The organism is Endozoicomonas sp. ONNA2 (assembly GCF_024606365.1).
Lineage (GTDB): Bacteria > Pseudomonadota > Gammaproteobacteria > Pseudomonadales > Endozoicomonadaceae > Endozoicomonas.
Genome location: NZ_JAHHPO010000787.1, coordinates 1 through 2,298, shown reverse-complemented (window position 1 = coordinate 2,298; position 2,298 = coordinate 1). Strand labels below are relative to the sequence as shown.

Sequence of the window (2,298 nt, the reverse complement as noted above, 5' to 3'; positions counted from 1 at the left end):
ATAAAAGATATGTCAATTAATGATCTAGGAAAATACTCCTTTAACTGGTTCGACAAAGATAATCCGAAATATCGGGCTGTACGGGAAGATACTCCATGCCGACTTAATGTCTTGCAGCAGGAAAAAACCTATCACAAATGCGCCTTTTTTTTTGAACCTGATATTGAGGAGGTGTTAAATCAGCTTCCAGAAAATCTTTTGGGAAGAAAAGTCTATTTTTCGACCGCTCCTTACGGAGATGGGACCAGGAATGATCTGGAAAATGAGGCGTATTATTACGGTTACTATAATGGAATGACCACTTTTTATGAAGAGTCTGAATCCGGTCGTCCAGGGCCTGAACCCGCTTGTGAAGAGCCTGAATCCGTGAACTCACAACAAAGAGATCAGCATGAAGAACTCGCACTCGAAAGTTCTTCGTGTGTAGCTCTCTGATCCTGATTTTTTCTTATGAGATAGATGCTTAATGTCTATCGTAAGATTGCTTGTTGATAGGTTGGTGGTTGCTCTTGTGGTGCTCCATCAATTATGGGCTCTGTCTGCGTTCCCTGCTCGCAGGCAGTTTGTGTTGCCCGCTCACAGGTAGTTGGTGCTGTCGGCGCCGCCGGGGCTCTTTGAGCAGGGGGAACTGGCAGTCGATACCTTGCCTCATAGGTTAAATACCGATTGCTTTCGGGATCATTTGGGTTTTTGAAAGCTGCTTTAATGAGTTGTCGGCGTGATGCAAGAGGGTTTTGATCCCTGAATCGCTGATACTCTTCATGGCGGTCGGAACAGTATGCATAAGCGGCACAAAGACCCACAAGGGCGGGGATACCAACAATCAAGAGCAACAAAACAAGTCCCTCGCTCTTTTCGAAAGGGATGGATTCAGAAGTTGTGATCAGGTTTGTTGGATCGGTGGAGGACGGTGTGGTATCAACCGGCAGGGCACCTGCCAGAGCAGGCATTGCCCCCAACAACAGCAGACACTGTTTTTTTATGTCCCGGGAGAATTGCGGTGATCCCATTATTTGCTGAAGGGCGAAACCGGCGACGTTGCGAATCAGCTTATTGCTGCCCTGCAGACCGGCCTGTAAGGTCTGATTGACAAACTGTACTCTGAAATCAGACAGGGTTTTGCCCCGCACCCTGTAATCAGACGGTTATTTTTCTGACGTAATTATGTTGTTATCCTGGCGGGACGACTGCTTGGGGTGTGCACAGTTAACAATCCTGCCATCAGGCGTTGGCACCTGGCGATAACATTCGGTTTGGGAGGCTGCGTCTTTTTTCGTAGCAACCATTGGCGCATGAGGCAAACTGGATGACGAACCAGGGGTAGCGTGCATTTTGAAATTCCTTTTGAAACAAGTTCATGATTGAGACCATCCTCCGCCAATTAAGTTCAATCAAAGCGTTTGATATCGTCGGCATCAGTGACAAGGATATCGACCAAAATGCTTCTGGAAACTGTTGCAAGGGGATTATTTGGGGGCAAGGTCCGATCTTCCACCATGCACTTATTGTGATCAAGAGACAGCACCCCGACGGTAAGGAACTATCTGTGGCGGGCTGTGAACGATGGCTGGGACCCGGGAAATAATCAAGACGGTATATCAGGATCAATCGGCTTTTCAGGGCATCAACAATACAGTGACGATGGAGCTGCCTTGTGGATAACACCACCGATCTGATTTTTTCTGCAAGCAGGTACTATCAATTATTCAGGTTTAAATACGAATGATGTTTTTTGATCAGATGGTATTGGCAATTGTCTTGTTAAAAATTGTGCTATCTGTAGTGGTGACGACGGCTATGTCGGACAGCTTGGCGGGCATTCACTGGTCAAATCCTCGTGCGATGCACGTGAAGTTTTCCACCTGGAATGCATCACAGAATGGCTTGAAAGTGCACAACAGTCGGCAAGAAGTCTTGACCAACGCCAATGTATATGCAGGCAACCGGCACTGCCATTGATTCGTATTGACGGTAAGAAACTGCTTGACGACGAATCCCGTTATTGTGGAACCCAGATATACGCCTTTGATGATAGCTGTTCGTTGGGGCAAAATTGAGCGCCTGAATCGTCGGAGCGGATATCAATGTCGCTGCTGACTGCGGTACAAGGGCACTGCATATAGCCGCTTCCTGGAGTCGGACTGAGTGCCTGAAAAAGGTGCTGGCGATGAATGCGGATATTAATGTGAAAATTCGTACAAGTGGCGCTACACCCCCGCATATAGCTGCCAGGAGGCTGTCCAAGAATAGACTGCCCTACGCGGCAACTGCTCCTGCGTTGCTCTAGCTCCTGCATCC

General features: G+C 47.7%; 6 protein-coding genes. 4 read left to right on the top strand and 2 right to left on the bottom strand.

Going from position 1 to position 2,298, the window contains the following annotated elements:
• Positions 1–435, top strand: a 435-nt coding sequence (locus KDK14_RS14040; RefSeq protein ID WP_257265800.1) for a hypothetical protein, incomplete at its 5' end; no start/stop codon positions are given.
• Positions 436–470: 35 nt separating this feature from the next.
• Here KDK14_RS14040 and KDK14_RS14035 read toward each other — a convergent pair.
• Positions 471–1,130, bottom strand: a complete 660-nt coding sequence (locus tag KDK14_RS14035) for a hypothetical protein (protein ID WP_257265799.1) — start codon at positions 1,128–1,130, stop codon at positions 471–473.
• Between the two features lie 15 nt (positions 1,131–1,145).
• Positions 1,146–1,331 carry a hypothetical protein gene (locus tag KDK14_RS14030; RefSeq protein ID WP_257265798.1) on the bottom strand — a complete coding sequence of 62 codons (186 nt, stop codon included), beginning with the start codon at positions 1,329–1,331 and terminating at the stop codon, positions 1,146–1,148.
• Between the two features lie 26 nt (positions 1,332–1,357).
• Between KDK14_RS14030 and KDK14_RS14025 the strand changes: the two genes are divergently transcribed.
• The 3 genes from KDK14_RS14025 (at position 1,358) to KDK14_RS21790 (ending at position 2,287) form a co-directional block, all read left to right on the top strand.
• Complete coding sequence (locus KDK14_RS14025; protein WP_257265797.1) at positions 1,358–1,585, top strand: hypothetical protein; 228 nt, start codon at positions 1,358–1,360, stop codon at positions 1,583–1,585.
• 137 nt (positions 1,586–1,722) lie between these two features.
• A complete protein-coding gene (locus KDK14_RS14020; RefSeq protein WP_257265796.1) occupies positions 1,723–1,959 on the top strand; it encodes a hypothetical protein in 237 nt (78 codons plus the stop codon).
• A 106-nt stretch (positions 1,960–2,065) separates the two neighbouring features.
• Positions 2,066–2,287, top strand: coding sequence for an ankyrin repeat domain-containing protein (locus tag KDK14_RS21790; RefSeq protein WP_373691083.1), 222 nt, complete (start codon positions 2,066–2,068; stop codon positions 2,285–2,287).
• Positions 2,288–2,298: the final 11 nt, after the last annotated feature.

Excerpts from the sequence above, each read along its gene's own strand:
- KDK14_RS14020 (WP_257265796.1), top strand. The coding sequence starts at position 1,723 with ATGATGTTTTTTGATCAGATGGTATTGGCAATTGTCTTGTTAAAAATT.
- KDK14_RS14030 (WP_257265798.1), bottom strand. The coding sequence starts at position 1,331 with ATGCACGCTACCCCTGGTTCGTCATCCAGTTTGCCTCATGCGCCAATG.
- KDK14_RS14025 (WP_257265797.1), top strand. The coding sequence starts at position 1,358 with ATGATTGAGACCATCCTCCGCCAATTAAGTTCAATCAAAGCGTTTGAT.